The sequence below is a fragment of the Synechococcus sp. R5-13 genome, from assembly GCF_047462015.1.
Classification (GTDB): Bacteria; Cyanobacteriota; Cyanobacteriia; order Thermostichales; family Thermostichaceae; genus Thermostichus.
Genome location: NZ_JANSIL010000031.1, coordinates 1 through 21,256, shown reverse-complemented (window position 1 = coordinate 21,256; position 21,256 = coordinate 1). Strand labels below are relative to the sequence as shown.

General features: G+C 58.1%; 16 protein-coding genes, 2 tRNA genes and 1 pseudogene. 8 read left to right on the top strand and 11 right to left on the bottom strand.

Annotated elements, in window-relative coordinates:
- Positions 1-351: 351 nt before the first annotated feature.
- From queG to rpsB, 4 genes and pseudogenes are all read right to left on the bottom strand, one after another.
- Positions 352-1,353 (bottom strand): tRNA epoxyqueuosine(34) reductase QueG, encoded by a 1,002-nt coding sequence (gene queG, locus NW840_RS02830; RefSeq protein WP_414342284.1) that lies wholly within the window; start codon positions 1,351-1,353, stop codon positions 352-354.
- Between the two features lie 2 nt (positions 1,354-1,355).
- A complete protein-coding gene (locus NW840_RS02825) occupies positions 1,356-2,771 on the bottom strand; it encodes an amidohydrolase (RefSeq protein ID WP_414342282.1) in 1,416 nt (471 codons plus the stop codon).
- Positions 2,772-3,125: 354 nt separating this feature from the next.
- Positions 3,126-3,770: pseudogene (gene tsf, locus NW840_RS02820) on the bottom strand (translation elongation factor Ts); the annotation flags it as partial.
- 159 nt (positions 3,771-3,929) lie between these two features.
- Positions 3,930-4,724: a 30S ribosomal protein S2 gene (rpsB, locus tag NW840_RS02815; RefSeq protein ID WP_011433146.1), complete on the bottom strand. Its 795-nt coding sequence runs from the start codon at positions 4,722-4,724 to the stop codon at positions 3,930-3,932.
- Positions 4,725-5,014: 290 nt separating this feature from the next.
- Between rpsB and NW840_RS02810 the strand changes: the two genes are divergently transcribed.
- Positions 5,015-5,088 (top strand) — tRNA-Pro (locus NW840_RS02810).
- A gap of 226 nt (positions 5,089-5,314) precedes the next feature.
- On the opposite strand, the gene NW840_RS02805 is transcribed toward NW840_RS02810, so the two are convergent.
- Positions 5,315-7,663, bottom strand: coding sequence for an AAA family ATPase (locus tag NW840_RS02805; protein WP_414342280.1), 2,349 nt, complete (start codon positions 7,661-7,663; stop codon positions 5,315-5,317).
- Between the two features lie 89 nt (positions 7,664-7,752).
- Between NW840_RS02805 and NW840_RS02800 the strand changes: the two genes are divergently transcribed.
- A complete protein-coding gene (locus NW840_RS02800; protein WP_414342279.1) occupies positions 7,753-8,211 on the top strand; it encodes a gamma-glutamylcyclotransferase family protein in 459 nt (152 codons plus the stop codon).
- 298 nt (positions 8,212-8,509) lie between these two features.
- On the opposite strand, the gene NW840_RS02795 is transcribed toward NW840_RS02800, so the two are convergent.
- The 4 genes from NW840_RS02795 to NW840_RS02780 form a co-directional block, all read right to left on the bottom strand.
- Positions 8,510-8,764: a DUF2283 domain-containing protein gene (locus NW840_RS02795; protein WP_011433140.1), complete on the bottom strand. Its 255-nt coding sequence runs from the start codon at positions 8,762-8,764 to the stop codon at positions 8,510-8,512.
- Positions 8,761-9,030, bottom strand: a complete 270-nt coding sequence (locus tag NW840_RS02790; RefSeq protein WP_414342278.1) for a DUF4258 domain-containing protein — start codon at positions 9,028-9,030, stop codon at positions 8,761-8,763. Before NW840_RS02790 ends, NW840_RS02795 begins: the two co-directional genes overlap by 4 nt.
- A gap of 134 nt (positions 9,031-9,164) precedes the next feature.
- Positions 9,165-10,346, bottom strand: coding sequence for an aldo/keto reductase (locus NW840_RS02785; RefSeq protein ID WP_414342276.1), 1,182 nt, complete (start codon positions 10,344-10,346; stop codon positions 9,165-9,167).
- A 177-nt stretch (positions 10,347-10,523) separates the two neighbouring features.
- Positions 10,524-10,597 (bottom strand) — tRNA-Asp (locus tag NW840_RS02780).
- 49 nt (positions 10,598-10,646) lie between these two features.
- Between NW840_RS02780 and NW840_RS02775 the strand changes: the two genes are divergently transcribed.
- Positions 10,647-11,150: a hypothetical protein gene (locus NW840_RS02775; protein WP_414342275.1), complete on the top strand. Its 504-nt coding sequence runs from the start codon at positions 10,647-10,649 to the stop codon at positions 11,148-11,150.
- A 231-nt stretch (positions 11,151-11,381) separates the two neighbouring features.
- On the opposite strand, the gene NW840_RS02770 is transcribed toward NW840_RS02775, so the two are convergent.
- The gene (locus NW840_RS02770) at positions 11,382-13,043 is read right to left on the bottom strand and encodes a protein kinase domain-containing protein (protein ID WP_414342273.1); all 1,662 of its coding nucleotides are present in this window, start codon (positions 13,041-13,043) and stop codon (positions 11,382-11,384) included.
- A 284-nt stretch (positions 13,044-13,327) separates the two neighbouring features.
- Here NW840_RS02770 and alaS point away from each other — a divergent pair, with 284 nt between their 5' ends.
- On the top strand, positions 13,328-15,982 hold the full coding sequence (gene alaS / locus NW840_RS02765; RefSeq protein WP_414342271.1) for an alanine--tRNA ligase: 2,655 nt from the start codon (positions 13,328-13,330) through the stop codon (positions 15,980-15,982).
- A gap of 147 nt (positions 15,983-16,129) precedes the next feature.
- Here the strand turns inward: alaS and dnaG are convergent, their stop codons facing one another.
- The gene (dnaG, locus tag NW840_RS02760) at positions 16,130-18,070 is read right to left on the bottom strand and encodes a DNA primase (RefSeq protein WP_414342270.1); all 1,941 of its coding nucleotides are present in this window, start codon (positions 18,068-18,070) and stop codon (positions 16,130-16,132) included.
- A gap of 135 nt (positions 18,071-18,205) precedes the next feature.
- On the opposite strand from dnaG, the gene NW840_RS02755 reads away from it, so the two are divergent.
- The 4 genes from NW840_RS02755 to NW840_RS02740 all read left to right on the top strand — a co-directional run bounded on the left by NW840_RS02755 (position 18,206) and on the right by NW840_RS02740 (position 21,190).
- A complete protein-coding gene (locus tag NW840_RS02755) occupies positions 18,206-18,547 on the top strand; it encodes a c-type cytochrome (protein ID WP_414342269.1) in 342 nt (113 codons plus the stop codon).
- Positions 18,547-18,894 (top strand): hypothetical protein, encoded by a 348-nt coding sequence (locus NW840_RS02750; RefSeq protein WP_414342267.1) that lies wholly within the window; start codon positions 18,547-18,549, stop codon positions 18,892-18,894. The genes NW840_RS02755 and NW840_RS02750 overlap by 1 nt, the downstream gene beginning before the upstream one ends.
- A 62-nt stretch (positions 18,895-18,956) precedes the next feature.
- Positions 18,957-19,550, top strand: a complete 594-nt coding sequence (locus tag NW840_RS02745; RefSeq protein ID WP_414342266.1) for a YcnI family protein — start codon at positions 18,957-18,959, stop codon at positions 19,548-19,550.
- A 17-nt stretch (positions 19,551-19,567) separates the two neighbouring features.
- A complete protein-coding gene (locus tag NW840_RS02740; RefSeq protein ID WP_414342264.1) occupies positions 19,568-21,190 on the top strand; it encodes a copper resistance CopC/CopD family protein in 1,623 nt (540 codons plus the stop codon).
- Positions 21,191-21,256: the final 66 nt, after the last annotated feature.

The following is a 21,256-nucleotide window of genomic DNA, read 5'->3' as shown; positions in this document are numbered from 1 at the left end:
AGAGATAGGCAGGATGCGATCGCTTCTTTCCTGAACCATGTTCAGGAGAGTTCAGCGTGAATGTATCAGTGTCCTAATCTAGCTTGAAATGACCGTGTTTTAGGTGGGGCTACTGTGTTTGAGTCGATCCAGCTCAAACAAAGCGGTGGGTAAACTCCTGCACCAAGTCCACACGTCCTTTGCGCAAAACCGCTCCTACGAGAGCAAGACCATGGCGGCCCAGCACTGTGGCCTCAGAAAGAGGGTAGGGCATGTATGTTAGCTTGCGTCCCTGGCCCAGAGACAATAGCCCCACCATTTTCTGGCGCCGGCCTCGAGGCCGCAAGATCCTGCTAGGAAAGCGTATCCAAGTTAAGTAGAGGGGGCTTCCAAATCGTTGCTGCCAGCTGCAGAGCTGGAATTGCCTTCCAGGGCTGCTTGGGCGTTGCGGCGCAGGCGGTGGGCCTTGAGCCGGCGCAAGGCAGAGGCGGGAAACTTCTGGTCGAATTCCCCATCTTCCATCTGGGCCAGTTCTTGGAGATCGGGGGCAACGTTCCAAGGGTAAGGCTGAAAATCCGGGATCCGGCTGGGTTGGGCAAAGCGTTGGTTCCAAGGGCAGACCTCTTGGCAAATGTCGCAGCCAGCCACCCAGTTGTGCAGGTTTTGGGCAATTTCTGCAGGGATCCGCTCGGCGTGGCTTTCTAGAGTGTGGTAGGCAACGCAGCGGCGGGAATCCACCACCCCTGGGCTGACGATGGCCTGCGTGGGGCAAGCCTCTAGGCAGCGGGTACAGGTGCCGCAGTGAGCGGTGTGGGGCTGGTCAGGGAGCAACGGCAGGGTGGTCAGGATCACTCCCAGAAACACCCAGGAGCCGTACTCGCGGGTGAGCAACAGGCTGTTTTTGCCGATCCAACCCAAGCCCGCCTGCATGGCCCAGGGCTTTTCCGCAACCGGGCCGGTATCGACATAGCATCGACCGCGGTAGTTCGGAAATTGCGCTTGCATCCAGAGGTGGAGCTGCTTCAGCCGCCGCCCCAACACGCGGTGATAATCTCGCCCCCAGGCGTAGCGGGAGATCTTGCCCTTGCCGGGATCCTGGCTGTGGCGGATGGGGGTGTAGTAATTCAAAGCCACACAGACCAACGACTGCACCCCCGGCAGCACCTGCTTTGGATCCATTCGCCTAGGATCCGCCATCCAGGCCATGTCGGCGGCCATGCCCGCAGCCAGCCAAGCTTGCAGACCCCGCAAGTCGGGGGGATCCTCTATGCTGGCAATGCCGACTTTGTCAAAACCCAGGGCCAGGGCCTGTCGTTTCACCTGCGCAGTGGCTCTGGCCCAGTCGACCTCTGAACCCGCAGGGATCCCTGCCATGGCTATGCCGGCAAACCCATCACGCGGCGGTAGCGGGCCTCCAGCTGTGCCACCTGCTGGGAGCGGCGGGAGGGATCCCAGGTGCTGTGGGCAAACAGATCCTGCCGCAGCTTGGCCACATCCACCGTCGTCACGGCTCCGCCGGACACCACCTGTTTTCCTCGCACCCAAACGCTATGCACTGCCTGGGTGGGCCGACCCAACACCAGCAGCCCAATGGGATCGGTACGGGGCAACAGCGACAGTTGGGTGAGATCGTACAGCACCAGATCCGCTTGCTTGCCCACTTCCAGGGATCCCATCTGATCCCCCAGGCCCAAGCCGATTGCCCCACCTCGGGCTGCCATCTCGATGCTCTCGCGGGGAGAAATCCAGTGGCGGTAGTCGGGATCCGTGATGTTGTGAAGGATGGTGCCGATTTTGATGGCCTCCAGGAGATCCTGGGAATCGTTGCTGGCAGCCCCATCGCAGCCAAAGGCCACGTTCACCCCTGCCCGGCGGTATTTCAAGATGGGGGCAATGCCGCTGCCTAGGCGCAGGTTGCTCAAGGGGTTGTGAACAACCGTAGAGCCGGTACGGGCCAGGATTTCAATATCGGCATCGCTGAGCCAGACGCAGTGGGCCAAGGAAGTTTTCCGGTCTAGGTAGCCCAAGCGCTCCAGATGCTCCACAGCACTACAGCCGTACTTTTCCTGGGCCAGCATCTGCTGGGCACGGGTTTCCAGCAGGTGAGCGTGGCGGGGTAGGTCATACTTCTGGCTTAACTCCGCACAGCCCTTGAACAGCTCGTCTGAGCACAGTTGGATCCCTGTGGGAGCCACCATGAGGGTAATGCCCTCTTCTGGCCGGTGAAAGCGCTGCACCGCCTCTTCCACAATGGCCAGCACCTCTGCTGTGGAGAGGGGATAGGTTTCCGGCTCCCGATCCCAAGAGGAGCTGCTGGGCAACCCCCGAGAGAGAGCCTGATCCTGGATCAAGGGGCCCACGAAGGCGCGGATCCCGACTTCTCGGTAGGCCCGTACCGCCGCCTCAATGGTGGCCAACTCTTGGCCTGGGATCAACACCAGATGATCCACCACCGAGGTGCCCCCCGTCAGCAGGGTTTCCACCGCCGTCCCCAGCGCGCTGAGATAGATTTTTTCCGGATCCGGCGGCGCATACTCGTGCAGTTGTGCCAGCCACAGCTCCAGCGGATAGGGCGGTATGATCCCTCGTTGCCACATTTCGGAAGAATGGGTGTGGGCATTGACAAAGCCCGGCAGCAAGAGTTGGTTACTGGCATCCAGTTCCAGGCTGTCTGCGCCCGTTGCGGGTAACCCTCTGCCTATGGCAGCAATCCGTTCCCCCTCGATTCGCACATCTGCGGTTTCGTAGCCGGTGGCGGTGGGAATTAACGCATTGCGCAAGATAAAACTCATGCCCGGGATCCAAAAAGGCCGTCTGCTACCTTAGCGTGCTGGAGTTAACCCTGCCAAGGCGGGAGGATCAGAACATTTGCATGCATAACCTAGCCTTTCCCCCAAGGGATACCCAAGCGTAGTGGTTATAGAACTGCCGACATAGAGGTGCCCACACTCTCCATAACGCAGTTTCAACGCCTCTGCACCGCCGACATGGCCCTACAGCTCAGCCTTGACCGGCTATTTCTTTTTCTTGGCGGAGCCTTTTTTGGCCGGCTTGCTCTCGGCAGCAGGGGCCGGTTCTGGGGCAGGTTCTTCAGGAGGAGCGGGTGGAGTCTCTTCCACTTTGGGGGCCTCTGCCGGCTTGAGACCGGCTTGAGCGGCAACCTCAGCAGCAAAATCCACTTCTTCTTTCTCGATCCCCTCTCCCAGGACAAAGCGCACAAACCGCCGCACCCGAATGTTTTCCCCCAGTTTGGCAATGTGCTGCTTGACCAATTCCTCCACCGTGATCGAGGAATCTTTAATAAAGGGTTGATCCAACAGGGATAACTCTTTCAGGCGCTTTTCGATGCGACCTTGCACGATCTTCTCGCGTATGTTCTCCGGCTTATTGGCCAGATCTTCTTTGCCCATTTCAATGGCTTTTTCCCGCTCCACCACTTCAGCAGGGATCTGGTCAACGCTGACGTATTCTACGTTTTGGCAGGCGGCAATCTGCTTGGCGATGTCTTGCACCAATTTCTTGAAATCTTCGTTGCGGGCCACGAAGTCCGTCTCGCAGTTCACTTCCACCAACACCCCAATTCGATTGCCGAAGTGGATGTAGCTGTCAACTGCCCCCTCTGCCGCGACGCGACTGGCCTTTTTGGCTGCCCCTGCCAACCCTTTCTGTCGCAGCCAGGTGATGGCTTTCTCCATGTCGCCACCGGAATCTTCCAGGGCTTTTTTGCAGTCCATCATGCCTGCGCCCGTCTTTTCGCGCAGCTCTTTGACCAGTTTGGCATCAATGCTCATGAGGGCTCCTCGAATGAAAGAACGGGAAGAATGTGGCGGGATATGAGTGAGAATGAGCGGGCTTCGGTAGAATTGTAAACCTAGATTTCAAGAATACACGCCTCTGGATAGGGAACAGGCAGGGAAGTGCCCGGATTGCACGGGATCCCTGCCCTCGGTCTAGCCTTCCTCGGCTTCTCCTTCTTCTTCGTCCTCCATGTCTTCCAGAATGTCGTCGTCCAGATCCATCGCCCCTTCGTAGTCGTACTCATCCTCCTCAACGGTGTCGAGCTGCCCATGCCGCCCTTCGTAGATGGCATCCGCCAACTTGCCTACAATCAGCTTAATCGCTCGAATGGCATCGTCGTTAGAGGGAATGAAGATATCGCTGAGATCGGGGTCGCAGTTGGTGTCCAGCAGTGAGATGATCGGGATGTTCAGCTTGATACATTCCTGAACGGCGTTGGCCTCCCGCCGCTGATCGACGATGATCACCGCATCGGGGAGCTTGCGCATCGTTTTAATGCCGCCCAAGTACTTTTCCAGCCTGGCCAACTCTCGCCGCAGACGGCTGGCCTCTTGTTTGGGCAGGCGATCCAGAAGACCGCTGCTCTCCATCTCCTCAATTTCTTTGAGGCGGTCGATGCGGGTTTTGATGGTGGCCCAGTTGGTGAGCATGCCCCCCAACCAGCGCTGGTTGACGTAGTAGCTGCCACAGCGACGAGCCTCTTGAGCAATGATCCCGGCAGCTTGCCGTTTGGTGCCCACAAACAGGAAGCGCCAACCCCTGTCAGCAGCATCCCGCACATACTCGTAGGCTTCGTTCAGATAGCGGGCCGTCTGCACCAAATCGATAATGTGGATGCCGTTCCGCTCGGTAAAGATGTAGGGCCGCATTTTCGGGTTCCAGCGGCTGGCCTTGTGGCCGAAGTGAACCCCTGCCTCCAACAGTTGAGGCAAACTGACTACGCTCATGAGTTTTTCCTCTCCTACGGGTTAGCCTCCGCCCGAACGGATCCCAGTTACGGCCTTCCCGCCGGTTACCTGCACAGAGCGCTCTACCCCCATTGGCAAGGAACTCAGGAGCTGTTGCAGCAAACCGCGAAAGGGCTGTAAGGACACCCGGTGGTTCAGGCGTGCGATTTCTTAACGGCTTAACTAAGCTAGCATGTTTTCCACGGGATCCCGCAGCTTGGGGTTAACTCTGGCCGCGATCCGATGCTAGACTAGCTAGGCACTTCATGGGCTTCTACCCGTAAGTGCGTCGGGGCGTAGCGCAGCTTGGTAGCGCACCACTTTGGGGTAGTGGGGGTCGTGGGTTCAAATCCCGCCGCTCCGATACTGAGTAATCAGGGGAGGGCTTGAGCCGGAAAAGCCCACAATGCCGGAAACTTTGAGGTACTTTGGCTCCGCTGTCAATCCCTTGCCATTGGCTCCGTTGATCGGCAGCCTTAAGAATCAGGTCACAAGCTTGGCCGGACAATATGGGATCCCGGTTTTACGGTGCTGGATCCCGATGCGGAGCCGACCTTGAACAACATGGGGTTTCGACGGATCTGGAGCGCTTAATCACGGCCCAGGATCCAGGCAATAAGGGGGGGATCCCTGTGGTCAAGATAATACCGAACGGCTTGGGTCAGGTCGATTTCCAGGTCGCGGTTTTGGATGTCGGTGATCATCCTGTGCATAAGCTCCAGATGGATGCGGTCGTCTTGGGTGAGCAGAGCATACTTGCCATTGGGGCTGTTGTTGAGGGCAGCCAAGGCCGCTTGGGTGGCAGTAGCTGTTGGAGAAGGAGGCTTGAGGCGGGCGTCCCGCAGCAAGAGAAACTGAAGCCCAGGGTGAGCAATCACCAATTGGTTGAAGTTATTGACCTGCCAATACATGCTGCCAGCAGCCACTTGGATAAAGGCAATCACCCGCTTTTGGCTGGGGAAATAGAGGTGATCTGGAAGCTTGCGTTTGCCCAGCTTCAGGGTGCTCATGGGGACAGGATGGATCCCTTGCAGGGCATTGACGATGGTGCGCAATTTGCCGATATCAGCTGTGCTGTCCATAATCGCCTCTTGGGGATAGCTGGCACGAAGCTGGGCCTCGGTATCACGGAGGTAGGGTTCCAAGACTTCGGCAAGATCCTCAGAGAGGCTGGGTGGCTGGAGAGGCGGAGCTACAGCAACAAGACTCTGGGCAGGAAGAAGGGGGATGAGCAGTTGTTTGAGGGTTTGCAGCTCAGTCTCGAGGCGCTGGACGCGGGCGGGCAGGTCGCTGGCAGTGGGCAGAGCTTGTACCCGTGGGGGGAGAGGGATCCCGTTGATGTAGTGGCGGTAGTAGGCTGAGGCTCGGTTAAGAATGGCGCGGATGGAGGGTTGGCTGAGGATATCGCTTAGGTCATCGGCGGTAAAGAGAGCTTGGAGGTGGATCCCTGAAGGCAGGCGGCTCTGGAGAAGGGCTTGAAGCTGGGGAAGAGAGGGGAGATCTAGGGAGAGGACGGTTTGGGAGAGGCGATCGACGGTAGCCCGGTCAAATTGGGTTTGGAAATGTTGCCAACGATCAGGAAACAAATTAAGGACAAACAGACTGTTGGGAATACGGGTAAAAAGCTCTTTCAGGGCATCGCCAAAGTTGAGAAGGATATCTCGATTTTCCTCTCGGCCCAAAGCTTCCAATTGGTCAAAGACAATAATGAGAGGTCGGTCAAGCAGCGAGAGCCTACCGATGACTTTCATTCCTTCTAGGGCAAAGGTGTTGCGATCCAGATCTGCACTCCAAGGGGGCAACCCAATCAAGTTGGTTTCTTCAGGATCCAGGTCGGTACCGCTGAGCCAGCGGATGATCTGGTGACGGCGGTTGGGATCCCTGTAGCTGCAGTATTTGATGATGCCCTTGAGAATGTTTTCGGTGGAACCGGTAAGGAAGTTTTGCTCTGCCCACCAGCGCAGAACCCGTTTTTCAATGGCTTGCCATTGCTGACGACGACGCTCGCTGCCTTCTGCTCCCAGGCGATGAAAGAGGTTGAGGGGATCCGCCGTGAGAAGGGAGAGAAGCTCTTCAGTTTTTGAGGTTTGGGGGAAGGTTTTCAAGATTTCCACAAAGCTCTTGGCAATCAAGTAGTCGAGCTGGGTGTGGTGATGGGCATCTACCCGTTCGCGCAGGGATTCCAGGGTGTGGCTGTAGATGTGGTGGTAGATGTTGTCGGGATGGGTGGGCTGAGGGATAAACAGGAGACGGTTGTGGCGCAGGAGGTTTTGGGCCACCCGCATGATCAGGTGGGTCTTGCCGGATCCAGGTTCACCCAGTAAGACAACCCCTCGGCTCTGGTGGTTGGGATCCCGTTGGATGTCCTGTAGGGTGGCAGTGAGCTGCTGGTACTGAGGCTGATAGATGGTGGTCTCGTCGGGATAATGCTGAAAGGGATTGTCAACTCTGCTGTTGGCGAAAGGATTGGGAACATTCTGGGCTTTGAGCTGAGCGTGGGTGAGGTGGCGATAGAGGTGGTAGGTAAAGAGGGCATCGTAGCTGGCGTCGTGGGCCAGTTTGGAGTTGAAGTAACCGCTCTCCAGTTGGATCCCAAGATGTTTGCTGAGATACTCTAGGCTGTAACCGGCAAGGTTGGGAAAACATTGCTTGGCGGCTGACCAAGTACAGAAGATGGGGTTAGGAAGCCAATCTTGGTTAACTTGGTCAAAGGCTTGTTTAAGGATTTTTAGGTCCTGATCTGCATGGTGGAAAACAAGAGTCTTGCCTTGTGCCAAGCGCCGCAGGTCAGCAACGATTTGGGCCAAAGGTTTGGGCTGGGGGTGGTGGGGCGAGTATTCTTGGGTGTAGGCATGGTAAATAAGCTTGCCGCTGCTGTCGATAAGGGCGATTTCTTTGAGGTTGGGGTTGCCCTCGGTGTCGATAACCAAGTAGCTCATGGAGGGGCGGGATCCCGTGATGCTAATGTGCTCAATATCTCAGTGTAATTCTGGGTAGGCGGGTTCACCCGACACCAAGGGAACTAGAGATGAGTGAGCAGTGGTATTTTGCATACGGAAGTAACCTAGATGCCCAGCAGATGGGACACCGTGCTGTTGATTTCAAGGAAGCTAGGCGTGCTCGTTTGCAGGGATACCGCCTGACGTTCAACAAGCGCGGCAACGATGGAACCGGCAAGGCCAACATTGTCCGGGATCCCTCTGGGGTTGTGTGGGGAGTTGCCTATCTGTGCAGCTCGGACAGGCTGGAGAGGATGGATCGGTATGAAGGAATTCCGGGAGGTCATTACCGTCGCCAGCAGGTTCAGGTTCGAAGCGATGAGGGTGAAGTGATCGAAGCAATGACTTACGTGGCGGGAGATTCATTCATTGATGATTCATTGATCCCAAGCGAGGGATATCTTCAAGGAATCTTGAAGGGGGCACGAGAGCATGGGCTTCCCCCCGACTACATTCATCAAATTGAAGCGATGGGGTTGGGTGGCTGAGAGCACTCTGTCCAAGGAGATTGAGGCTGCTGGCAAACAGGTTCCTGCCCCTGACCTTAAGATGGAGCCTCAAACCAGGTGGGTTGATCCCGAACGGTTTTGGCAGCGTCCAGATCCAAGAGAGTGCGGCCTACCCGATAAAAGTGACGGCACATCCGTTGGCAATCCGAAAGGTCGGCGACTGTTATCTCAATCACCTACAACCATGCCAAACAGGCCACAGTAAAAGGCTGGCCATCGCAATGGTACTCCTCTTGCGTCTACAGATGCGGTGGGGCTAGTGTTGCCAGACTCTCATCTAACTCAGTAACTGTTCTTGCAACACGGAGTTTCTCAATAAAACGATGTAGTCTTGAATCTCTTGCGGAAGCATTTTAATGTCGCTATCCATTTGTCGATGAACAGAGAGAACCTCAACTCCAACCAGTTGATTTTCCTTGTCGAAATCCAAAACAACCCCAGGGGCAATCTCCTCTGAGCTTTGGACTTGAGCTGTTGTCAAACGAATATATCCAGCATCCACATCAGGATCAAACTCGATGAAAGGTCTCATGGCAGCTTTTTCCCCATTGTTCGATCAAAAAAGATAGTCACCACTGTCCAAGGATCCGTTGATTCATCGTAAACAATCTTCAGGAGGCGATTGCCGTACTCCGGAATTCGACCATAGGCTTGCTTGAGCTGAGGATCTTTGGGATCCACTTGTACGTAGTCAGGGCAGCTCAGAACTCTCTCGATCCACTGGCTTGCGATCTCTTGTCGCTGCTGCAGCCGTCTCAACGCATGCTCAGATAGCCGAAAGTGCTCAGACTCTGACACGAGCTACCCAAATGAGATAAGGAGCCGCTGGCGGGAGCTGACAACTCTTTTTTTCCTGCGGTTAAAGAGTAAACCTTGCCATATCATCTTCTCCACCGGATCTCGACCGTCAAACGGGGGGATCCCTGAGCAAGCTAGCTCTGAGATAGGCGCTTCACCTCAGCTCCAGAGAGCAGGCGATGGGCTTCTTGCAACAAAGCCGGGATCCGGTCGCGGTGGGGGCTGTGGATAAGATAAGGTCGCAGGGCTTCGGCATCCACTTTGTCTGCCCGCTGGCCGGGGAGCCAACTGCCGGCATTGCCCAACAGGTTGTAACGGCTCTTGGCATAGTCCACCAAGTCATAGGCCAAGACCAAATTGCGCAGCAGCAGAATGAACGGGATATTCACTTGTCCGGGGGTTTGGTCGTAGCGAGGCAGGCCCTGGTGCCAAGTTTTGGCGTAGTGTTCCCCCACCTGCTCGATCAAAGCTTGCTCTAGGCGGGCCAGGATCGGCGGCAACAGCTCATCAGCCCGATCCAATAACTCCACCGCCTGCAGGTGCTCATCAAAATCGCTGGGTCGGGCCGCCCCAATGCTGAGGGTGTGAACCTGGGGATGGGACAGACAGAACAGGTCGTTGAAGACCATCGGGCTGAGGGGTTGGCACAACTGCACCAGCTTGGCGGGCGGATCGTAAAGCTTGCCCCCCTTATCCGAGGGACTGATGATGAATACCCCCATATCCTGCTGAGCGGCGGCCTCAATGGCAGGCCAGTTGGTCTGGTTGACAAAATACCAGTGCAGGTTGACGTAATCGAAGCCCCCTGACCGTATGGCTTCCACGATCAACTCCGTCGGCCCATGGGTGGAGAAGCCGACAAAACGCACCCGCCCCTGCCGTACCAGGCGCTGACACACCTCCAGACACCCCCCTGGACGCAGGCTGTGCTCCAAGTCTTCCCAGGTATTCAACCCGTGGATGGCCAGCAGATCCACATAATCGAGGTTCAAGTAGCTCATCGATTGCTCGAACTTGGCCAGGAACTGCTGCGGGTCGGCGCTGGGGCCAATTTTCGTCTGCACAATCAGATCTTGCCGGGGAAAGAGCGGCAAAATGCGGCCCAACTGCATTTCAGAAGTGCCGTAGCCGCGGGCAGTTTCGATGTGGTTGATGCCCACCTCCAAGGCCCGGCGAATCGTCGCCTCCAGGTTCTGCTGGCTTGCCGCTGGGATCCCTGACCAAGGAGTATCTTGCCAACTGTGTTGATAGCGCATGCCACCACAGCTCAGCACGGGCATAGACAGCTCGGTACGCCCAAATCTGCGATACTGCATGGTTTTTCCCCTGGACTAAGCCCCATTTTAGGGCGGGCTTTCCATACCCCACCGCCGAAACTTGAACCCTGAGCCGGCCGCATTGTGCAGCAGTCACCGTCAGAAATCAAGAAATCAGATCAGTCTGGAAATGTGAGGGCTGGAGGGGAGCGACTAAGCTAGAGTGTTCTAGGAGTACGGGGCTGACGGGGCTCGAACCCGCAACTTCCGCCGTGACAGGGCGGTGCTCTAACCAATTGAACTACAGCCCCAATCGCTGCGAATATCTATTCTGGATGTGGATGAGGATTGTTGTCAATCATGGTGGTTAGTTTGGCAGCACAGGCCGCAACCCTTGTGGATACTGCTCCCCAAAACGGGATCCCAACGGCGGCGATGCAACAGGTGGCGGATGTGCTCACTCAGGTGGCCCAACACCTGGATCACCTGCAATACACCACCTTGCGCTACCCCGATGGCGGCTGGCTGACGGTGCGGGTGGTCGAGGATCCTGCTGCTGGCGACTCATCCTCAGAGGGATCCCAGCCGACGACCCATCTGTGGATCCCGGCCTTCGGCCACCTGGAAGATGCCCACACCACGCTGGCAGAGCTTAAGGATCGAGCGCCGGAGCTGGAGACCGCTTCTTTTGGGGTTTTGGAGCTGTTGTTCTTGGCGTTGGGCCTTTCTCGGGCCGATGGTATTGTCTTTTACGACCAAGCTGGGGATCGGCAACAGGGCAAGACCGTGGCCTGCCGAGCTTTGATGGAACAGGTCAATCAATCGCTTCGCAGATGGGCCTCTCCACCCCCTTCAATGGCTTGAGCTCTTGAACTTTTCTCTTTTATGGTTTTGTGGTCATTTCGATTCAAGCTAGGACAAAGCGTTGAATGCGGAGGGCCAGAAGGCTTTTCTAAGGACTCCGTCCCGCTGGCGCGAGCAGTAGCCCAGACGTCTCATCCTAACCTGAAACAACTATAAAACTATTAAAGATCTATAAAGTTAAAGATCGCAACGCAAAATTCCAGATCCGCCAGATCCGCAATCCGCCCTGCGTCAACTCAAGATGGCCCCCTGTCGGCGGGCAAACTTCCGCAGCTTCTCGTCCATCCGTGCCCCCCGCAGATCTGCTTTGCAAAAGTTGGTAAAGCGCTTGCTCTTTTCTTCTGGGTATCGAGCCAAACGAACCCCACCGCCCATCGACCAGATCACCGAGCTGGCCACCACCAAGGCGATCCCAGCCGCTCCTAACGCATAAACCAAATTGCCCGTGGTCAGGCGGACAAGCAAAAAGGCCAGGATCCCTGAGCCCAGCAGCCCCCCCAAGCCTGTCAGGATCCCTCCCAACGTCTTGGCCGATCCAGACAGTTGGATCAAAACCCGCAGCCAGTAGGGTTGAGGGGTGTTGAAGAGGATGCCGCGCAGATCCGCCCCCTGCAAGTTGGCCCCTGAGAAATCGGCCCCCCGCAGATCGGCCTGGCGCAAATCATAGCCGGCTAGGTTTTGGTTGGCAAAGGACTTGCCCCGTAGATCGGCCCCCGCCATGGAAGGGATCCGCGGTGGGGTAGCCGGCTTGATCCGTCCGCCGCCTGTGATGCTGCTGGCTCGGCCCAGTTGGGTAAAAGCGGTGGTGCTCCCCCACTCAGAGGGGATGGATAGCGGGCTGCTGGCTGTCATTCCCCCTGCAGTGAACTGAGGTAGGGGTGTGGGCGAGAAACCGCCTGAGCGGCGCTTAGCCCAGTAGCCGGAGATCACCGATGTGCTGGGATTGGCAGACAGGGGGGAGTTGGGCAACACAATCGGCTGAGAGATCGGGCCGCCTGCCTCTTCCACCGGGATCCCTTGCAGCGCCCGCAAGACCTCGGTGGCGGTGGCAAAGCGCTGATTGATGGCCGGCTGCAACATGCGGTGCAAAATGGCGTCGAATTCAGGGCTAAGCTGCAGTTCATCCGACCAATCCCACTGCCCCGTTTCATGGTTATAAAACTTGGCCGGAGATTCCAACGTCATCAAGTTGATGCAGGTGGCAGCCAAGGCATAGAGATCGCTAGAGGGACCGACCGCCTGGCCGGCTACTTGCTCCGGGGGAGAAAAGCCCAGCGAGCGAATGGCCGTCGCCTCTTCTGCCGAATCCTGGCCCGGGCCGAGCTGCTTGACGGCCCCAAAGTCGATCAGCACCAATCGACCATCTTCTTTGCGACGAATCAGGTTGGCGGGTTTAATGTCTCGGTGAACCGTGTTGTGGCTGTGGACATAGCTGAGGATCAGCAGCACCTCCTGCATCACCTGCCGGGTTTGTTCTTCGGAAAAGGGCCCATTGCGACGCATTTCTTGGGAGAGGGTGGTGCCCTGGATAAATTCCTGCACCAAGTAGAACTTGCCGCCTTCCTGAAAGTGGGCGTAGAGCTTGGGGATCTGCGAATGTTCGCCCAGGCGCTCCAACACTTGGGCCTCGCGATTGAAGAGCTCCTCCGCCAGCTTGGCCAGTTGCGGGGATCCCTCGACCGGGCGCAACTGCTTGATCACCCGCCAAGGTTTGGAGGGCATGTCCTCATCCCGCGCCAAAAAGGTAGAGCCAAATCCCCCCTGGCCGATGCGCTTGAAGGCCCGGTAGCGATTGCGCAGCAGCAGGGGATGGCCACAGGAGACACAGGTAGAAGCGTCCGCCGGGTTTTCCGGTTGCAAACAGGCAGGGTTAAGGCAGTAGCAAGTGGGCATACCAGTTTGGGGTTACCGGCTGGCGATCCGGACAACCGAGACGGAGCCAAGAAGTCGGCAGGCAAGTTGTGAGAGATACATACAGGTTAGACCAAGAAGAAACAAATCTTGCACAACTGCCTCAGATAGGCTGATCTTAGCGTCTGCCCGCCCTGAGGTTCATCGGACAAATCGCTTAGGTTTTCGGCGGATGGGGTTTGGTGGAACAGAGGAGAACAACAAGGGCTGGACTGCCCTGCAGAGGGAAAACTTAGAATTGATGGATACAGCCATCTTCGCCTGTCATGTTTCCAGCGCTTTCCGGTGCCGCCATTCGGCAAACTTTTCTGGACTTCTACGCTCAGCGGGGCCACCAGGTGTTGCCCAGCGCCTCCTTGGTGCCGGAAGATCCGACGGTGCTGCTGACCATTGCCGGCATGTTGCCCTTTAAGCCCATTTTCCTGGGGCAACGGGATCCGGAGTACCCACGGGTTACAACGGCCCAGAAATGTGTGCGCACCAACGACATCGAGAACGTGGGCCGAACGGCGCGCCACCACACCTTCTTCGAGATGCTGGGCAACTTCAGCTTTGGCGACTACTTCAAAAAGGAGGCCATCGCCTGGGCCTGGGAGCTGGTGACGGAGGTGTTCGGCCTGCCCCCGGAACGGCTGGTGGTGAGCGTCTTTCGCGAAGATGAGGAGGCTTTTGCCCTCTGGCGAGATGAGATAGGGATCCCGGCCCACCGCATCCAGCGCATGGGAGAGGCGGATAATTTCTGGGCTGCCGGCCCCACTGGCCCCTGTGGCCCTTGTTCTGAGATTTACTACGACTTCAAGCCGGAGCTGGGGGATGAGCGGATCGATTTGGAGGATGACTCCCGCTTTCTGGAGATCTACAACCTGGTGTTCATGGAGCTGAACCGGGATAGCGAAGGTCACCTGATGCCGCTGGCCAAGCAAAACATCGACACCGGCCTGGGGTTGGAGCGGTTGGCCCAAGTGTTGCAGGGGGTGCCCAACAACTACGAGACGGACTTGATCTTTCCCATCATTCAAACGGCGGCTGGGATCGCCGGGCTGAACTACTCCAAGGCCGACCCGGAGCAGCAGATCTCTCTGAAGGTGATCGGGGATCACGCGCGGGCAGTGATGCATTTGATTGCCGATGGGGTGCTTCCTTCCAATGTGGATCGGGGCTATGTGCTGCGGCGGCTGATCCGGCGAATGGTGCGCCACGGGCGATTGCTGGGGATCGGCGAGCCTTTCACCATCCCGGTAATCGAGACCGCGATTCAGTTGGCCGAGGCTGCCTATCCTCAGGTGCGGGAGCGAGAAACCCTGATCAAGACCGAGCTGCAACGGGAGGAAGAGCAATTTCTCAAAACCCTGGAGCGGGGGGAACGGCTACTGCTGGATTTGTTTACTGCCGTCGAATCTTCCCGCCGTGACAGCAGCTCGCCAAAGCAGATCTCCGGCGCCGACGCCTTCAAGCTCTTCGATACCTACGGTTTTCCGCTGGAGCTGACCCAAGAAATTGCCCAGGAACACGGCTTCAGCGTGGATCTGGAGGGCTTTGAGCAAGAGATGGAGAAACAGCGGCAGCGGGCCCGCGCCGCCCACCAAACCATCGACCTCACAGCCCAGGGATCCCTGGACGAGTTGGCGGATTTCCTCAGCCAAACGGAGTTTTTGGGGTACAGCCAATCTTCTGCCCGCGGCGTGGTCGAGGCCCTGTTGGTCGAGGGGAAATCGGTGCCCCAAGTGGAGGCAGGGCAGGCAGTGCAGGTCGTTTTGGATCGCACGCCCTTCTACGCCGAGTCCGGCGGGCAAATTGGCGACCGGGGCTACCTTTCTGGGGACGGCCTGCTGGTGCGGGTTGAAGATGTGCAAAAGCAAGGGGATCTGTTCGTTCACTTTGGCCGTGTGGAACGCGGGATCCTGCGGGTGGGGGATCCCGTCCAAGCCCAAATCGACCTGGCCTGTCGGCGGCGCGCCCAAGCCCACCACACCGCCACCCACCTGCTGCAGGCAGCCCTGAAAAGAATTGTCGATCCCTCGATTGGTCAGGCGGGATCCCTGGTGGCCTTTGACCGGCTGCGCTTTGATTTCACCCTATCCCGGCCAGTCACCCCTGAGGAGCTGGAACAGATCGAGAACTTGGTGAACACCTGGATCGCCGAGGCCCATGCTGCTCAAGTGGCGATCATGCCCCTGGCCGAAGCCAAAGCCAGAGGTGCAGTGGCCATGTTCGGGGAAAAATACGGCGCCGAGGTGCGGGTAATCGACTTTCCGGGGGTGTCGATGGAGCTGTGCGGTGGCACCCATGTCAACAACACCGCCGAGATCGGCCTGTTCAAGATCATCGCCGAGACCGGGGTGGCTGCCGGGATCCGTCGCATCGAGGCCGTGGCCGGGCCGGCTGTACTGGAATACCTGAACGAGCGGGACAGGGTGGTGCGGGAGCTGAGCGCCCAATTCAAAGCCAAGCCCCAGGAACTGCCGGAGCGGGTTGCTGCCCTACAGGCGGAGCTGAAAGCTGCTCAGAAGGAGCTGGAGGAGGTGCGCAGCCAGTTGGCCTTGGTGCAGGCCGAACGTTTGCTGGCCCAAGCGGTTGCCGTCGCAGATCTCAAGGTGTTGGTGGCAGAACTGGGATCCACCACCCCTGAGGCCCTCAAAACCGCTGCCGAGCATCTGCTCCACAAGCTGGGGGAAGGGGCAGTGGTGCTGGGATCGGTGCCGGAAGCCGGCAAGGTCAGCCTGGTGGCTGCCTTTAGCCCTGCGGTGCAGCAACTTGGCCTGAAGGCGGGATCCTTCATCGGCGAGATTGCCAAACTCACCGGAGGGGGCGGCGGCGGACGGCCCAACTTGGCCCAAGCTGGGGGCAAACAGCCGGAGAAATTGGCAGAGGCTTTGCAGGTGGCCCGGGAGCGGTTGCAAGCGGAGCTGATCTCGCGCTAGGGGAGCGAAGCCCTTTTGAGCACCAACAGGCCGTCCATCAGCCACTACAGTCTGTTCAGTTTAGGGTGAGACACTCGGGCTATAGAGAGAAGCCTTCTGGCCGCGTATGGGGTTATGGGTTTAGTGTCCTAGTTTGAATCGAAATGACTATAAATCTTCGGCCAGTGGGGTTTCCGACATGTCTTCCAGGCTCAGTTGCACCTGCCGCTGCAGCGCCTGAATCGCTTGGTATTCCTGCTGGATGCTGGCCTGGTACTGGGCGGCCAGGGCAGTGTTGCCTTCGGAAAAGGCTTGATCCCACAGTTGGGTCCAGTAGCGGTAGCGCTTCTGGCGAATTTCCAGCTCCATGTTGGCAATGGCGGCCCGCACCACCATCTGCGGACGCATCAGAGCTACGCGGGTGTTTTCGTCCAGCCAAAGCAGATGGCTGAGGCGCTCGTTGAGCTGCTCATCTTGGGCACAGAGGGTGCGCAAAGCCGTCAGCAACGTCTCTTCTTGCTCTTCCAGCTCCGGCTGAGCCGAGATCAGTTCCAAGATCCGCTGCCACAGCTCCCGGTGGGGGCGAAAACTAAATTGCAGCTCCCGCTCCAGCAAAGTTTGCCGAATTTCGCGGCGATACTCGCCAAAATGCAGAAAGATCTGCAAAAGATGGGACTCCGACTGCAAGAGTTTGGATCCCTTATTGAGGGAAGGTTGCCGGGGTTTGGCCCAGCGGTACTGCCGCACCGCTCGGCGCAGGTCTTCTTCCAAGTCTCGACTGAGGCGACCATTGCCCCGACTGAGCAGTTCTGCCACTTTGTGCAAATACAAAGAGCGCCACTGTCCACCCAAACCGGCCAGCAGTTGCACAAGGGCTTGACGGGCCTGTTGAAAATCGGCGGCCCGGCTCAGATCCCGACCGGCCAACACCTGTTCAATTCGCCAATCCAGCCACAGGGGAGCTTGCTCGATCAGGGTTTGCAGTTCAGAAACCGCTCGCGTCGGCGGGGCCGAGCTCTTGTACTCCCGCAAAAACTCGTCGGCATCTTTGCCCTCAGGAAGGGTGAGAATACGCAGCTCAATTTCTCCGCGCCGCGCTTGTTCTTCAACGGCTTCAATGGCTCGGTTGGCGGCGTTCAAACCGGCCCGATCCGCATCAAAATTGAGAATCAGTCGCTTCGATTGGGTGTAGCGCAGCAGGATCTTCACCTGGTGGGGCGTCAAAGCGGTGCCCATAGCGGCTACGGCATAGGCAACCCCCGCCTGATGCAGGGCGATGACATCGAAGTAGCCTTCCACCACCAGGACTTGATCGGCCTTGGCAATGGCATCGCGGGCAAAGTTGAGGCCATAGACCACCTGGCTTTTGTTGAAGAGCTCTGTTTCTGGAGAGTTGAGGTACTTGGGCTGTCCTGACTCCCCCAAGGCTCTGCCGGCAAACCCGATCACCCGCCCCTGCACATCGAAAATGGGCAGCATGATCCGGTTGCGAAAGCGGTCGTAGTGGCCGGATCCCTGCTGGCGGGGAACCAGCAATCCAGCCTCTTCTAAAAGTTTGACCGGTTGGCGCTTGTGGTTGACCAAGTATTCGTAGAGAGATTGCCAGCCGGGGGGAGCAAAGCCGATTTGAAATTTTTGCAAAGTTTCTTCGCTCAGGTGGCGGCTGTGCAGGTACTGGCGGGCGGCGGATCCTAGCTGGGATCGGAGGGCATGCCGATAAAAATCGGCAGCCATGGCCAAAATCTCCAGCAGCTTTTCCCGGTGGGAGAGCTCCCGCTCATCAAGGGATCCCAAGGGCTGCGCCTCGGGATTGCGAGTGGGCAGAGGTATGTGGTAGCGCCGGGCCAAGTGGCGCACGGCCTCGGCAAAGGAGAGATGCTCGGTCTGCATGACAAAGCGCAGCACATCTCCCCCTGCCCCGCAGGAGAAGCACTTGTAGATCTGCTTGCTGGGGCTGACCTGAAAACTGGGTTTGTGGTCGTTGTGGAAAGGGCAAAGCCCAACAAAGTTCTTCCCCTGCTTGCGCAGCACCACTTTTTCGGCCACCACTTCCACGAGGTCGGCCTTTTGGCGCACCAACTGAATGAAATCGGGGGGCAGACCGCTCATGGCTTCGGGGGATCCTGACCTTATAGTAGCCGGGGGAAACTCGACAGGCTGTCTTTTGACCTGGCCCAACGGGCTTGGGATAATGGGCGGGCCTTAAAGGCTAGTTTTCGGTCAGTCCCTGAGATGAAAATGCGAATGATCAACCTTTTTATCGGGCTTTTGGTGGCAGTATTTGCCCTCTTTTTAGGCCCGCAAATGGCTTCTGCTGAGCCTGATTTGGCCTTGGGAGCCAAGGTCTTTCAGGCCAAATGTGTGGGTTGTCACTTGAACGGGCGCAACACTTTGGTGGCAGCGAAAAACCTTTCTCTGGCGGCTCTTCATGAGTACCACGTGGATACCCCTGAGCTGATCCAGGCCCAGGTGAGAAACGGCAAAGGAGCCATGCCGGCTTTTGCCAAGATCCTCAAGCCGGAGGAGATCGAGGCAGTGGCGGCCTATGTCTTGGATCGCGCTGAGCACAACTGGAGTAAAGGCTAGTGGCCAAAGAGAAGACTCAAGATCCAGCCTTGCTGCAGGAAAGCCCGGCGGAGCGGCTGCCTCACGAGCAGGGATGTGAAGGGAAGGGATCCCGCCGCAAAATCCTGTCGGTTGGCGTGGGAGCCCATGGCTTGGTGGCGGTGGGCATTTCTGCCCATGGGGTAGTGGCCATCGGCGTGGTGACTCACGGCATCCTCTCTATCGGCCTGGTGGCTATGGGAGCGCTCTCGTTCGGGCTGGTGTCGATGGGCTTGGCCAGTGCCGGCCTGGTGTCGATGGGCCTAGCCAGTTGGGGACAGCACAGCATGAGCATAACGGAATCCCACGGATCCCATCACCATCCCTAGGTTTTGACAAACAAACACTGCATTTTTCTCTTTCCCTACAGGCTTGCAAGGAGCATCTGCAAATGTTCAGTCTGCAAAGATACTTGACCCTGGCCAAGCAATCTCTGCTGGCCCTGGGAATGAGTTTTTTACCCCTTTCCTCTGCCTGGGCCCATGTCACCGTCCATCCCAAAGAGGCCCCGGCGGGCAGCTTTGCCAAGCTCACCTTTCGGGTGCCCCATGGCTGCGATGGATCCCCGACCGTGCGCCTGCGGGTGCAGATTCCGGAGGGATTCGTCTCTGTGAAGCCGATGGTGCATCCCCTGTGGAAAATCGAGACGGTCAAAAAGCCGCTGGAGACCCCCTATGAGTCGCATGGGAAGATGATTACCGAAACGGTTGCCGAGGTGATCTGGAGCGGCGGCTCGCTGCCCGATGAGTTCATGGATGAGTTCAGCATCAGCCTCAAGCTGCCGAATCGCCCCGGTGAGGTCATCCCCATCCCAGTGATTCAGGAGTGCGAGCAGGGCATGTACCGCTGGATTCAGGTGGCTCAGCCTGGCGAGGATCCCAACCGTTTGCCGGAGCCGGCTCCGCTGCTGAAGCTGACAGGTGGAGACAGTGGACATGGGCACGGCCACGGGCATGGACATGGGCATGGTCACGGTACCCGCTAAGCGGTCTGCTTAGAAGCATGTTTCATCCCAAAAGGGGTTTTGCTTGGATTTGGTCTGGGATCCTCTGCGCCTTGCTGTGGGTGGCCGGGATCCAGCCCGCTTTTGCCCATGCCAGCTTGCTCTCCACCTTCCCGGAGGATGGGGCAGTGTTGCAGGAAGCTCCGGCCCAGGTGCGGCTTGTTTTCAATGAGCCGGTGCAGATCACACAGCTCCAGGTTTTAGACAGCAACGGACGAGCTCTGCCCTTGGAAAATCGGGTGACCAGGGGTGAGGCACCGCAGGGGGATTTGCCGCAGGGGATCCCCGAGGGAGTTTACATCGTCAGTTGGCGGGCCATTTCTGCCGATTCTCATCCGGTAAGCGGTTCGTTTGTTTTCCTGGTGGGAGCGGATCCGGAGCGAGTTCAGACGGTGAGGGCGACCCAGCTTCAAGGAAGGGATCCCTTGTACTGGCCGCTGGTGGGGGTACGCTGGGGGATCTACTTGGGCAGCCTCTTTGTGGTGGGGGTGCTGGGCTGGTGGCGACTGTTGCAGGGGCAGCGGAGCAGTTTTGCCGATTCTGATCGCGTCAGCGGGGCGGAGCCCTTATCTTGGGCTTTTGCGACAGCTTGGATCACCCTCAGCTTGACCGTGGTGGCCTTCAGTCTGCATTTGGCCCAGCTCTACCCTTACTTTAATGGGCGAGAGCTGCTGCGTGTGATGCTTTCTCCCTACGGTTGGGGTACAGGGCTGCGGCTGGTGGGGCTGGGGATCCTGATCTGGGCCTGTGAGGGAGGTGCCGTCTGGGCCAGCGGTATGGGGTCGGTGTTGGTGCTCGGCTCCTTTTTGCCCATTGGCCATGCTCTCACCAGTGAGCATCCGATGGGGACAATGGCGCTGCTGGGGCTGCATCTGGCCGGTTCAGCTTTCTGGTTGGGAGGGTTGTGGGGGCTGGAGCGCCTGCTGGGCAAGGAATCTGCTCCCTACCCATCTGTAGGCATCATCCAACGGTTTTCTGACGTGGCCACCTGGGCGGTACCGGGGCTTATCCTAGCGGGGGTGGGGATGGGTGGGATCCACCGCGGCTGGGACTGGGATCATCCGTATGGGCAGTATCTCTGGGCCAAGCTGCTGCTGGTGCTGATGATGGTGGGGTTGGGCGCCCACAACAAGTTTCGGCTGGTGCCGGCATTGCAACAGGGTGGGCAGACGGTGGGCCGGTCGCTGCGCCGGATCGTCCGCCTGGAGTTGGTGGGGCTGATGCTGGTGCTTGGCTTGACCAGCTTCCTGGTGGCCCAGGCTCCCCCCAGTAATGGAAGGCACGGCATGGGATCCCCCCTGGAATCAGGTTGGCAGACCAGTTGTGAAGAGAGCTTGAACTGGCCGGAAGGCAGCCTGCACCTGAGGATTCTGCCCTGTCGTCCTGGGGAAAATCAAATTCGGGCTGAGGTGAAGGGAGTCCCGGCCCAGGAATTGACCCTTGGGTTTTCCCTGCCGGAACACGGGATCCCCCCTCTACGCCGCACTGTAGCGCCGGATGGGCCTGGCCAATTTGTGGTGGAAAATGTGCCTCTGGCCCTGGCGGGGGAATGGCAGATCGAGGTGAGACTGCTGATCAGCGATTTTGAAGAGCGGCGAGGTCAGATCGCGGTTTCTCTGTAAACTACCCGACCCTGACTGCTTCGCAGTACAGGGCGGGCTTAAGGCCTCCGGCCCGCTGGCGCGAAC